This window comes from Bauldia sp. (assembly GCF_020442045.1).
GTDB lineage: Bacteria > Pseudomonadota > Alphaproteobacteria > Rhizobiales > Kaistiaceae > Bauldia.
Map to the genome: position 1 here is coordinate 31990 of NZ_JAGRLA010000147.1, position 11578 is coordinate 43567.

Here is an 11578-nt window from a genome sequence, read left to right on the forward strand (position 1 = left end):
GCAGGCGGCCTCCGGCTCCGCCCGCGGCTTGCAAGATCAGCGCATGCGGATCTGCAGTTTGACGTCCGTCGGACGGCCTTGCGCGGCGCGGTCGAACGCGGCGACGCTTCCGGCGAAGTCGAACGTCTCGGTGATCAGCGGCTTCACGTCGATCTTGCCGCTCGCCAGCAGGCCGATGGCCCTGTCGTAGACATTGGCGTAGCGGAATACCGTCTCGATGCGGATTTCCCTCGCCTGGAGAGCGACGATGTCCACACTGACCGGCTTCACCGGCATTCCGACCAGGACCAGCGCGCCGCCCGGCCGCAGGAGATCCGCGATCCCGTCATAGGCAGCGCCGGCGCCCGAGCATTCGAACACCAGGTCGACACCCCAGAAATCCGTCGCCTTCGCGATCTGCTCGGACACGGTTCCGCCGGCGGCGCGCAGCGCCGTGATTCCGTCATAGCGTTCGGCAACGTCGAGCTTGGCCTCCATGGGATCGGCGATCAGCACCTCGGCGCAGCCTCCGGCAAGGGCGGCCAGCGCGACGACGATGCCGATCGGGCCGGCACCGAGCACCAGGGCGCGATCGCCCGGCGTGATGCGCGCCTTGACGGCCGCCTGCATGCCGACGGCCAGCGGCTCGACCATCGCGCCTTCCGCGAAGCTGACATTGTCCGGCAGCCTGAAGGTCAGGGCGGCCGGATGCACGACCTCCGGGGTCAGGCAGCCGTGTACCGGCGGCGTCGCCCAGAAGGTAAGCGTCGGGTCCAGATTGTAGAGGCCGAGCTTGCTGGCCCGCGAAGTGAAGTCCGGCACGCCGGGTTCGACGCAGACGCGGTCGCCGGCCGCGAGGCCCTTCACCCCCGTCCCTGTCTCGATGACGGTTCCCGCGCCTTCATGCCCAAGCACCATCGGCGCGTTGACAACGAAAGGTCCGATCCGCCCATGCGTATAATAATGGACATCGCTGCCGCAGATGCCCACCACTTCCATGCGGATGCGGACGTCGTTGTCGCCCAGCGTCTGGTCGAGCGCGATGTCGCGCAGGCTCAGTTCACCTTGCCTTTCGAGCACCAATGCGGTCGGCATGGGTTTCTCCGGTCTCAGATCGAGGTGTAGCCGGCATCGGCCGAGACGATGGAGCCGGTCATCAGGCTCGACGCGTCGGAAGCCAGAAACAGGACGACCGAGGCGATCTCGTCCGCCTGGCCCATCCGCTTCATGGGCGTGAGATCTATCCAGCGGTCGACCATGTCCTTGCTGTCCTCGAGGTCGGCAAGCAGCGGCGTCTGGATATAGGTCGGCGCGACCGCATTGACGCGCACGCCACGCGGCGCCCATTCGACCGCCAGCGACCGCGTGAGGTGGTGCACCCCGGCCTTGGAGGCGTTGTAGTGGCATTGGGGCTGCGGCGTGTTGACGATATCGGCCGACATCGACCCGATATTGACGATCGAGCCGCGGCCGGCTTCCAGCATCCCGCGGCCGAAGGCGCGGCAGGTCTTGAAGACCCCGGTCAGGTTGATGCCGATGACGCGGTCCCACTCCTCGTCGGAAACGTCTTCGGCAGGGGTGTTGGAAGCGATGCCGGCGTTGCAGACCAGGATGTCCATGGCCGGCAATGAGGCGGCGAGGGAATCGAGCGCGGCCTTATCGGTCACGTCGAGTTCGTGCGATTCCGCTTTCCAGCCCTTGTCCGTCAACCGGTCCGCGACTGCCTTGGCGGCGGCGCCGTTCAGGTCCGTTACCGCGACATGCGCGCCGGCCTCGGCAAGGGCGGTGGCGCAGGCCTCACCGATCCCCTGGCCTGCACCGGTCACGAGAGCGCGACGACCCGAGAGATCGAATTTAGACAGGTAGGACATGGACGCGTTTCCTCCGCTATGCGTATCCGCAGATCTGGCCCAAAGGACAGAAGATGTAGTTTTCCTCCCGAAGAGTCGCTTGAATGACCGCTTCGCAGGCGTCTCTAGCCAATTTTTCGCGTTCTTGCACGAGTTTTTGGTAGTAGTAGAACTAACATTTTGTCCGGTGCCTCATCCTGCCTGAATTGGGTTTTCAGATCAATTCCTTGCCTCCCGGTGCCATGTCAATGTCTGGAAAATGCAGATAACGTGAATAATAGCATATACAAAACAATATTTTATAGAGAGAATGCCAGTGCTTCTAGCAGCCTGGGTCGCGGCGCGTTTCAAGACGGTTGCGCGATGTAGTAAATCTAGTTATTGACGATTGACGCGAAAAGAGCCGCGGGTTCGATCGGGAGGATTGAGGAACGTGATTCAGGAACTGGCCGGCATGCTCTTTGTCGACGGTGTGTGGAGGCGTGGCGAAGGCGCGCAGATTCCCGTCGAGAATCCGGCTACCGGAGAGGTGCTGGGGCATGTAGCGTCGGCCACCGGGCCGGAAATCGATGCCGCCGTTTCGGCGGCGCGCAAGGCGTTCGGGTCATGGTCACGGCTGGCGCCGGTCGAGCGGTCGAAGGCGCTTCACCGGCTTGGCGAGGCGGTTGCCGCCCACGCCGACGCCATGGCGCGCACGATGACGCTGGAGCAGGGCAAGCCGCTCAACGAGGCGCGGGGCGAGGTCTTGAAGCTTGCCGAGGCCTGTCATTTCTATGCCGAGGAGGCGGTGCGCATCCATGGCGAGATCGTTCCGAACACGACCACCGATATCGACAGCCTGGTCGTGCGCGAGCCGATCGGCGTGGTGGGCGCCATTACGCCCTGGAACTATCCGGCCGAGCTGATCGGCTGGAAGCTGTGCGGAGCGCTGGCCGCGGGTTGCACCATCGTCATCAAGCCGGCGGAACTGACGCCGTTCACGGCGCTGGCGATCGCACGCATGGCTGAGGAGGCGGGCATACCGGCGGGTGTCGTCAATGTGGTGACCGGCCCGGGCTCCAAGGTTGGCCAGGCGCTGGTCGAGCATTCCGGTGTCGACAAGATCGCTTTTACCGGCTCCAGCGCGGTGGGCCTGCGCATCCAGCAATCGTGCCCGACCATCAAGCGGCTGTCGCTGGAGCTCGGTGGCAACTGCCCGCTGATCGTGACGGCGTCGGCCGATATCGACGCCGCGGTGAAGGGGGCCGCGCGACGCTCCTTCCGCAACATGGGACAGATCTGCATCGCGATTAACCGCATCTATGTCCAGCACACCGTCGCAGACGACTTCACAGCGAGGCTCGGGCGCGCCGCCGACCAACTGGTGATCGGCAATGGCATCGACCTTCCCGACGCAGATGTCGGCGCAATGGCGTCCGCCGAACCGCTGGCCAAGACGCAGGATCATCTGGCCGATGCGCTGTCGAAGGGCGCGCGGCTCGTGGCGGGCGGCGGCGCGCCGCAAGGCGAGGTTTTTGCGCGCGGGCATTTCTTCCGCCCGACGGTGGTGGCCGATTGCACGCATGCCATGAAAGTGATGACCGAGGAGACATTCGGTCCGCTCGTCGGCGTCATGGCCTATGACGGCCTCGACGAGGCGATCGAACTGGCAAACGACACGCCCTACGGCCTCGCCTCCTATCTCTACGCCCGCGACATGGACGAGGTGCGCCATGTCTCGACCCGCCTCGACTACGGCAATGTCGCCGTCAACAACGTCGATGCGGGAATCATGAACGCGCCCTATGGCGGGCGGAAGCAGAGCGGCGTCGGCTACGAGCACGGCCGCGAGGGCATGCTCGAATATATGAATTTCAAGCATGTCCGCATCCGCTATGGCGAGCCAAAGGCGAGGTAGGCCCGTGACCCAGGCGCTCCTCGGCATCGATATCGGAACGTCAGGCTGCAAGGCACTGCTCATCGACGGCGAGGGTACGGTGCTGGTGAGCCGCACCGAGACATACGGACTGTCGCAGCCCCGTCCCGGCTGGACCGAGCAGGATCCGGCCTTGTGGATCGACGGCGCCCGTGCGGCGGTTGCGGCGGTTCTTGCCGAGCGTCCGGACGTCGGGATCGCAGCGGTCGGCCTGTCCGGCCAGATGCACGGCCTGACGCCGCTCGATGCCGGCCACGAGGTGCTGCGCCCGGCTATCCTGTGGAACGACCAGCGCAACGGTGCCGAATGCGACGCGATCACCGAGCGCGCGGGTGGGATAGAGGGCCTTCTGGCGCGGACCAACAACCGCATGCTGGTCGGGTTTACCGGCGGCAAGATCCTGTGGATGCGCGATCACGAGCCGGAGCTGTTCAGGCGGCTGCGTCATGTGGTCAATCCCAAGGACTATCTGCGCCTCGTCCTTACCGGCGAGGTCGCGACGGAGGTTTCCGATGCCTCTGGCACCGGGTTGTTCGACACACGGGCACGGCGCTGGGCCTCCGGCTTGCTGGATATTCTGGAGATCGATCCCGCGATCCTGCCGCCCTGCCATGAGTCGCATGTCGTCACCGGCAGGGTCAGCCGGTCCGGGGCAGCGCTTTTCGGCATTTCCGAAGGCACTCCGGTTGCCGGCGGCGGCGGCGACAGCGTCATCCAGACCATAGGCTCGGGCGTGATAGCGCCCGGCGAGTTGCAGACAACGATCGGCACGGCCGGCATCGTCGCGGCCGCGCTCGATGAGCCGGTCGCCAATCCGGACGGCCGGCTGCAGGTATTCTGCAACGTCGCGCCGGCGAAATGGCACTGCATGGGCGTTTCGCTCAATGCCGGAGGGGCGATGGAGTGGTTCCGCGGCATGCTGGCGGGGTTCCGCGGCGGCGAGGCGCTTTCGGCGAAGGACATTGCCGGGATCGCGGCCGATGCACGGGCCGGGTCACGCGGGCTCGTCTTCCTGCCCTATCTCAATGGCGAACGCTGCCCGCATCCTGAGCCATCGGCGCGCGGCGGCTTCGTGGGTCTCACCGCCCGTCACGGCGCGGCGGACATGGCGCGCAGCCTGATGGAAGGGGTGACGCATTCGCTCTTCGACATCTATCGCCTGATGGAGGCAGCGGGCGTCGGCCGCGGCGTCATCAAGGCATCGGGCGGCGGGGCGCGTTCTGTATTGTGGCGTCAGATGCAGGCCGACCTCTTTGGCTGCGACATCGTCACGACGGAAGGCGCTGCTGAAGGCGGAGCATTCGGCGCGGCCCTTGTCGCCGGGGTGGGCGTCGGCATGTGGCCCGATGCGGACGAGGCGGCGAAATCCTGCCGCGCGGTGACCCGCGAAACGCCGGACGCGGCCGGCACTGCCGCGATGCGCGAGGCGTTTGCGATCTATGCGGGCCTCTACGATGACTTGTCCGGGGCCTTTTCGACCATATCCGGTTCCGGTCTGGACCGATAAGAAGCGGGGAGACGAATGCCCACTGCAACCCGATCCCATCGCTACGAGGCGCTGGTCTTCGACCTCGACGGCACGCTTATCGACAGCGCGCCCGACATCGCGGCCGCGCTCAACCTGGTGCTGGAGCGCAACCGCTGGCCGACCCAGAGCGTGGAGACGGTGGAAAGGTTTATCGGCTTCGGGGCACGCCGCCTGGTTCATGACCTGTTCGTTTCGCTTGATCTGCCTTCCGACGATGCGACGATCGATACCGCGCTGGAGGAATACCTCGACAATTATGCGCGCAGGCCGGCCGACAAGACACTTTTCTATCCGCATGTGCGCGAGGATCTCGAGGCATTGCATGACAATGGCATCAGGCTTGGCATCTGCACCAACAAGCCGCACGACCTGACGGTGAATATTCTCGGCATCCTCGGCATTGCCGACCTGTTCGATGCCGTCGTCGGCGCCGACATCGCGCCGGCGAGCAAGCCTGATCCGGCGCATCTGATGACGGTGGCCGAGCGGATGAAGCTGAATGGACGACCCTGGGCCTATGTCGGCGACACGATGGTGGACAAGACGACCGCCGCTGCCGCCGGCATTCCCTTCTATGCCGTGCCCTGGGGTGGCGGCCGCCATATCGACGTCGAGCCTTCCAGGCGGCTGACCCGCCTGCGTGACCTCGACGACACGAACGACGGCGGCAGGGAGGATTGACGATGGCGGGCAGTCTGCTCCAGCGCATCCTGCAGGAAAGCGAGGGGATGGGCTCGGCCGAGCTGCGCGTCGCGCGCTTCGTCAGCGCCAATCCTTCGGACGTCATTCACATGAGCATGGCGCGGCTGTCGCAGGAATGCGAGGTCAGCGACCCGACGATCATGCGCTTCTGCCGTCGCTTCGGTTTCCAGGGCTATCAGGATTTCAAGCTGCACCTGGCGCAGAGCCTCGTTCCGTCGGCGCCATTCGCCTATGAGCAGATCGTGCCCGACGATTCCATCCAGAACGTCGTGCGCAAGACGGCGCGCAATTCGCTCAACGCGATCCAGCGGCTGCTGGAAGACCTCGACCCGCAGCAGGTCGACGAGGGGGCCAGGCTTCTGCACGCCGCAAGCTGGGTCGGCATCTACGCCAGCGGCATTTCGGAGATCACGGCGCTGGATGCCGAGCACAAGTTCCAGCGGCTCGGCATGCGGTGCGCGGCGCTCATCGGGCGCAAGAAGCAATGGCTTCATGCCGAGACGTCCAGGCCAAACGAGGTGGTGCTGATCTTCTCGCAGTCGGGCCACACCAAGCAGATGGTCGACATCGCGATCGCCGCGCGGGCGAAGGGCGCGCGCGTGCTTTCGGTCACGGCCGCGGAATGCCCGCTGGCCCAGGTATCGGACCTGCTGATCTCGGTCCTGCCCTACGATCGCACGGAGCTGATGACGCCGCTGGCGTCCCGGCTCTACCACCACCTGGTGGTGAACATGCTCGTCACCGCGATCGCGATGACCAGCGGCAGCGAGTTTCCGGATCAGCTTCCGGCGCTCGATTTCTGGCAGACGGAAAAGATCTGATCTGCGTTCGCGATGGCGGACGCGGGCATAGCGGGGAGCACTGATGACTGCACAGGACGAGGCGAAGAAAGCCGCCGGCCGCAGGGTGATCGAGGAATTCGTTCGGGACGGCATGAAGCTAGGCCTGGGCTCGGGGACGACGTCGCACTTCTTCGTGCGCGAGCTCGGCAATCATGTCGCGCGGGGCATGAAGCTGACCTGCACCACCACGTCCCGCTCGACCAACGACGTGGCGCGGGAGGTCGGCATCGCGATCACCGATCCCAACGACATCGGCGAGATCGACCTGACGATCGACGGCCCCGACGAGATCGATCACGACTTCAACATGATCAAGGGCGGGGGGGCGTGCCTGCTGTGGGAAAAGATCGTGGCGCACGCCTCGAAACGCATGATCACCATCTGCGACGAGAGCAAGATCGTCGACAGCCTCGGCGCCTTTCCGCTGCCCGTCGAAGTGGTGCAGTTCGCCTGGAAGCAGACCGAGCGGATGGTCGCCGACGCGCTCGTGGACAATCGCGTGAAGGGGGCGGCGATCGAACGCAGGATGCGGGACGGCCAGCCGGTCGTGACCGACAGCGGCAATTTCATCCTCGACTGTCGCTGCGGCGTCATTCCCGCGCCGGCGAAACTCGAGATCGAGCTCAATCGCATTCCCGGCGTGGTGGAAAACGGCCTTTTCACGCGGGAGTCGCAGGGAATGGTCGTCGGCTGCTTTGACGGCACCGCATATGTGAAGCTACGCAATAAGTAGTGACTACTACATATTCGCGATATTTTGTTGCGCGCACCGCAGGCGGCGGCATGACGCGCGACGGCGCTCGCCTCGCCGAATCCGTAAAACGCTTCAACACACTGAATTACAATGGATTTTATAACGTAATTTTTTGAGGCTTCGACCATGCGCCAGCCAATATTCTTGTTGCCGAAGGCCACGAAAAAGGCTTGAAGGATTTCTATAAATCTAGTATTACTAGATGAACCGAGGGAGGAAGCATATGGACAGATTGGATGGATTGACTCGTCGCGGCCTGCTCAAGGCCGGCGGCTCTTTGGGTATCGCGGCCGGCGCCAGCACGCTGTTGGGGCGCGCTGCCTGGGCGGATGAAGGCTTCATCCCCTACAGCAACAAGAGCCTCGATTATTATTTCTTCGTCATTCAGGAAGAGGCGGTGAAGCGCGCCGTGGAGGCGAGCAAGATGCGCTTCCAGGCCACCAATGCCAGCTTCGACAATACCAGGCAGCTCGAGCAGTGGCAGAGCCTGATGCTGAGCCAGCCGTCGGCGCTCGTGTCGGATCCGATCGACAGCCAGGCGATCGTTTCGGCGATCCGCCGCTACAACATGAAGAAGATTCCCGTCGCCATCATCGACACGCCCGCGGATGGCGGCGATGTCGCCATCACCGTCAGCTTCGACAACAAGCTCGGCGGCGTGATAGCCGCGCAGGAGATCATCAAGCGGCTGACCAAGAAGCACGGCAGCCCCAAGGGCACGGTGCTCAACTGCTTTGGCGCCCTGCAGAGCGTGGCCTGGCGGCTGCGCAAGGAAGGCATGGACGAGGAATTCGCCAAGTATCCCGACATCAACTATCTGGCCCGCCCGACCGAGGGCGCTCTCGACCAGATGCTGTCGGTGACGCTTTCGACGCTGTCGGAATATCCGGATCTCGACGCGGTCCATGCGCCGAGCGATTCGCCGTCGCGCGGCATCGTCACGGCGCTGCAGCAGAAGAACCGCTGGAAGAAGGTGGGCGAGGATGGCCACGTCATCTTCGTCAACATCGACGGCGAGCCGATCGCGCTGAAGTGGATCCAGGAAGGCTACATGGACGCCTGCGTCTCGCAGGATCCGATCGCCTATGGCGAGATAGCGGTCGAAATGCTGGTCAAGCACTCGCTCAAGGACGAGGCGGTTCCGATCGGCGCCTACGAGAACAAGAAGTATTTCTGGGAGCAGGGCGAGATCGTTGCCGGCAAGACCGGTCCGACCCTGATCATCCCGCCATTCGTCATCGACGGGGAGAATGCTGCCGACAAGCGCCACTGGGGTGCGATCGCGGAGAAGGATTGGGGCATTCCCTACACCTGATCGCGCCCAATGCCTGATCGCGATTGGTCGCAGACATGACCTGCGCCACGCTGGCCCCGCGCCGGCGTGGCGCGTCGGCGCCGAAGGGAAGTTTCCTTTCTGGTCTTCGTCGGAGAGCTCATTTTGACAGCACCCTCGGCAGTCTCATCGGAGCAGGACCCGTTCATCCTCAGGGTCGAGAATCTGACCAAACGCTATGGTCCCGTTCTGGCGCTGAATAACGTCTCGCTCGGCCTTCGCCGGGGCACCATTCACGGTCTTCTGGGCGAGAACGGCGCTGGCAAATCCACTCTCGTGTCCCTGATCTCCGGCCAGCGCACCCCGACATCGGGCACGATCTCCCTCGACGGCCGGGCCATCGCCAATGTCGACATCAAGGCGATGGAGGAGGCGGGCGTCTTCCTGGTCACGCAGGAGCCGATGATCGTCGATCATCTGACGGCCGCCGAGAATCTCATGCTTGGCATATGGCCGTCTGCCGGCGGCTTCGTCAGATGGGGCAGGTTGCGCTCCGAGGCAGCGCGTATGCTGGAGGGAACCGGCATCGATCCGCAGTTGATGGCCGGCCGCCTCGACGCCGTGGCCCGGCGCAAGCTCAACATCCTGCGCGCCATGTTCAGCGGCGGCAAGATCATCATCCTCGACGAGCCTACCGCGGCCTTGACCGTGGAGGACAGGGCGCAGCTCTTCTCCTTCATGCGCGACCTCAAGGCGCAGGGCGTCACTTTCATCTTCATCTCGCACTACAATGACGAGATCCTGGAAATCTGCGACGCCTGCTCGGTGCTGCGCGACGGCGTGCTCGCCGGCGGAACCGAGGACGTCCAGGCGCTGACCTCCGAGCAATTGTCGGAGCTCGTGCTTGGCAGGGGGCTCGTCCTGTTCCAGCGGGAGCGGCGGCAATTCGCCGACGAAGCGCCGGCCGTCAGCCTGCGCTCCGTCGTCAGTGCAGGCGTACGGGTCGAGGCGCTGGACCTGCATGCCGGCGAGATCGTCGGCTTCACCGGCCTTCCGGGCGCCGGCGCCAAGGAACTGGTGCGCGCGATCTTCGGTCTCGTTCCGATTCGATCAGGAACGATTGCCTTTGCCGGGGAAGGGCCGCGCAGGCTTCCCTCCTCGCCGCGCGACGCATTCGACGCCGGCATCGCATTCCTTTCGGACGACCGGCATCGCGACGGTCTCGTCAAGCATATGACGATCAGCGAGAACATCTCGCTTTCCTCGCTGGCTTCGGTCGCAAGGTCCGGCTTCCTGAGCGCCGACGCCGAGCGGAGCCTGTCAGACCGCTATTTCGAGGCGATGGGCATCAAGGCTTCGGGGCCGTCCGCGACGGTCGACACGTTGAGCGGCGGAAACCAGCAGAAAGTGTGCCTCGGACGCGTGCTGGCGACCGGGCCGCGCCTTCTCATTCTCGACGAGCCGACGCGCGGCATCGACGTGGGCGTCAAGCAGGACGTGCTGCGCATCATCGACAATCTCAGCCGCAGCGGCGTTGCCGTCATCATCGTCTCAACCGATACGGACGAGATCGTCCGCTCCGTGGACCGCGTCTGCATCTTCGACAACGGAGCCGTCCGGGAGGAGATCACGGGCGCTGCGATATCGAGCGAGCGGCTGCGCCAGGGTACTGCATCCCATGGCTGAGCAGCAGGCGTCGAAGGAGGAAACCATGAGCCAAGCCACTCCCGCCCTTGCATCGGCGGCTACCAGGTCCGCCAGCGGGGAGGGCACCTCCATTCTGGGATGGGTGCTGCACAATGTCGTGTGGATCTGGCTGGTCGCCCTGGTGGTGATCTTCGGCCTGTTCAACGAATATTTCTTCACCACCTTCAACCTGCAGAACATCATGGTGCAGGCGACCGTGCTCGGCATGATCGGACTTGCCGTCGCCCTGCCGCTGCTGGTGGCCGAGATCGATCTTTCACTGCCGGCCAATCTCGGTTTCTCCTCCGCGATCGGCGCCATGGTCTATTCCAATCTCGGCTTCCCCTGGTTTTTCGCCATGCTGATCGGCGTGGCGGTGGCGACGCTGATCGGCTTCTTCAACGGCCTGTGCATCACCAAGCTGCGCATGGTGTCGCTCATCCAGACGCTGTCCATGATGATCATCCTGCAGGGCGCGCTGCTGGCGCTGACGCAGGGGCGTACCATTACCAACCTGCCCGACGGCTATGTCTGGATCGGCCAGGCGACCATCGGCGGCTGGCCGGTCATGCCGATCATCTTCGTGGCGGCGCTGATCGCGATAGCCGTGCTTTTGCGCAAGACCGTTCTCGGACGCGGCATCTATGCGGTCGGCGGCAATCCGATCGCGTCGAATTCGGCCGGCATCCGCGTGGACCACGTCAAGATCATAACCTTCACGATCGCCGGGTTCCTAGCGGGCGTGGGCGGGTTCCTGCTGGGGTCGTGGCAGATGGCCATCACGTCCAACCAGGGGTCCAGCTACCTTCTCTACGCCATCGCGGCCCCCATCATCGGCGGCGTCAGCGTCTTCGGTGGACGCGGCAATGTGGTTGGCGTGCTGGGCGGCGTGCTGTTGCTCACGGTGATCCAGGTGGGCCTCGCCATCATTGCGGTCCCGTCCTTCTATGTCGGCATGATCGGCGGCTTCATGATCTTCATCGCCGTTGCGATCGACGCCATCCGCGTCCGTTACTTCGGCTGATGACGACTTCCTCCTCCCAGGCGGC

Annotated in this window: 10 protein-coding genes; 8 read left to right on the plus strand and 2 right to left on the minus strand. The window is 64.3% G+C overall.

The window, feature by feature from the left end; translation table 11 throughout:
- Positions 1–36 precede the first annotated feature (36 nt).
- Both KDJ86_RS16540 and KDJ86_RS16545 read right to left on the minus strand, forming a co-directional pair.
- A complete protein-coding gene (locus KDJ86_RS16540) occupies positions 37–1074 on the minus strand; it encodes an NAD(P)-dependent alcohol dehydrogenase (protein ID WP_291748302.1) in 1038 nt (345 codons plus the stop codon).
- 14 nt (positions 1075–1088) lie between these two features.
- A complete protein-coding gene (locus KDJ86_RS16545; RefSeq protein WP_291748304.1) occupies positions 1089–1850 on the minus strand; it encodes an SDR family NAD(P)-dependent oxidoreductase in 762 nt (253 codons plus the stop codon).
- A gap of 412 nt (positions 1851–2262) precedes the next feature.
- Here KDJ86_RS16545 and KDJ86_RS16550 point away from each other — a divergent pair, with 412 nt between their 5' ends.
- The 8 genes from KDJ86_RS16550 (at position 2263) to KDJ86_RS16585 (ending at position 11553) form a co-directional block, all read left to right on the plus strand.
- The gene (locus KDJ86_RS16550; protein ID WP_291748307.1) at positions 2263–3726 is read left to right on the plus strand and encodes an aldehyde dehydrogenase family protein; all 1464 of its coding nucleotides are present in this window, start codon (positions 2263–2265) and stop codon (positions 3724–3726) included.
- 4 nt (positions 3727–3730) lie between these two features.
- Complete coding sequence (gene xylB, locus KDJ86_RS16555) at positions 3731–5251, plus strand: xylulokinase (protein ID WP_291748310.1); 1521 nt, start codon at positions 3731–3733, stop codon at positions 5249–5251.
- A gap of 15 nt (positions 5252–5266) precedes the next feature.
- The gene (locus KDJ86_RS16560; RefSeq protein ID WP_291748313.1) at positions 5267–5953 is read left to right on the plus strand and encodes an HAD family hydrolase; all 687 of its coding nucleotides are present in this window, start codon (positions 5267–5269) and stop codon (positions 5951–5953) included.
- A gap of 2 nt (positions 5954–5955) precedes the next feature.
- A complete protein-coding gene (locus tag KDJ86_RS16565; RefSeq protein WP_291748315.1) occupies positions 5956–6795 on the plus strand; it encodes a MurR/RpiR family transcriptional regulator in 840 nt (279 codons plus the stop codon).
- Positions 6796–6838: 43 nt separating this feature from the next.
- Positions 6839–7549: a ribose 5-phosphate isomerase A gene (gene rpiA / locus KDJ86_RS16570; protein WP_291748317.1), complete on the plus strand. Its 711-nt coding sequence runs from the start codon at positions 6839–6841 to the stop codon at positions 7547–7549.
- Positions 7550–7793: 244 nt separating this feature from the next.
- Complete coding sequence (locus KDJ86_RS16575; RefSeq protein WP_291748319.1) at positions 7794–8885, plus strand: substrate-binding domain-containing protein; 1092 nt, start codon at positions 7794–7796, stop codon at positions 8883–8885.
- 123 nt (positions 8886–9008) lie between these two features.
- The gene (locus KDJ86_RS16580) at positions 9009–10529 is read left to right on the plus strand and encodes a sugar ABC transporter ATP-binding protein (protein ID WP_291748322.1); all 1521 of its coding nucleotides are present in this window, start codon (positions 9009–9011) and stop codon (positions 10527–10529) included.
- A 25-nt stretch (positions 10530–10554) separates the two neighbouring features.
- The gene (locus KDJ86_RS16585) at positions 10555–11553 is read left to right on the plus strand and encodes an ABC transporter permease (RefSeq protein WP_291748324.1); all 999 of its coding nucleotides are present in this window, start codon (positions 10555–10557) and stop codon (positions 11551–11553) included.
- The last annotated feature ends 25 nt before the right edge of the window (positions 11554–11578 follow it).

What these genes read in the sequence shown, in the direction of transcription:
- KDJ86_RS16540 (WP_291748302.1), bottom strand. Translation starts at nt 1,074, where the DNA reads ATGCCGACCGCATTGGTGCTCGAAAGGCAAGGTGAACTGAGCCTGCGC.
- KDJ86_RS16545 (WP_291748304.1), bottom strand. Translation starts at nt 1,850, where the DNA reads ATGTCCTACCTGTCTAAATTCGATCTCTCGGGTCGTCGCGCTCTCGTG.
- KDJ86_RS16560 (WP_291748313.1), top strand. Translation starts at nt 5,267, where the DNA reads ATGCCCACTGCAACCCGATCCCATCGCTACGAGGCGCTGGTCTTCGAC.
- KDJ86_RS16565 (WP_291748315.1), top strand. Translation starts at nt 5,956, where the DNA reads ATGGCGGGCAGTCTGCTCCAGCGCATCCTGCAGGAAAGCGAGGGGATG.
- rpiA (WP_291748317.1), top strand. Translation starts at nt 6,839, where the DNA reads ATGACTGCACAGGACGAGGCGAAGAAAGCCGCCGGCCGCAGGGTGATC.
- KDJ86_RS16575 (WP_291748319.1), top strand. Translation starts at nt 7,794, where the DNA reads ATGGACAGATTGGATGGATTGACTCGTCGCGGCCTGCTCAAGGCCGGC.
- KDJ86_RS16585 (WP_291748324.1), top strand. Translation starts at nt 10,555, where the DNA reads ATGAGCCAAGCCACTCCCGCCCTTGCATCGGCGGCTACCAGGTCCGCC.